Consider the following 303-nt stretch of genomic DNA (forward strand, 5'->3'; position numbering starts at 1 on the left):
CTGACGACCGCCCAGGCCGCCACGTACAACCAGAACTATCCGAGCGCGGGCCTCGGCGCGCGGGGCAGTTGCCAGACGGGTGCGCCGACGGAGAGCGTCGGCGGCAATACGCACCTGCTGTATTCGTGGGCCGGCACGGCGATCCAGCCGACCGTTTCCGCGTTGGGCGTCACGGGCGCGGCCGACACCAGCACGATTCCGCTGGTCGATCCGGCGAACGCGCTCGACCTGTCGACGCTTGCGTTGCTCGGCACGGGCACGGTGATGATCAATCGCGCGTCGGGCCAGAACGACGGGCTGGTG

General features: G+C 70.0%; 1 pseudogene. It reads left to right on the forward strand.

From position 1 onward, the window contains the following. Window positions 1-303 (forward strand): annotated as a pseudogene (locus SB751_RS29340) (triacylglycerol lipase); the annotation flags it as partial.

Source organism: Cupriavidus sp. SIMBA_020 (assembly GCF_046535395.1).
Lineage (GTDB): Bacteria > Pseudomonadota > Gammaproteobacteria > Burkholderiales > Burkholderiaceae > Cupriavidus > Cupriavidus campinensis.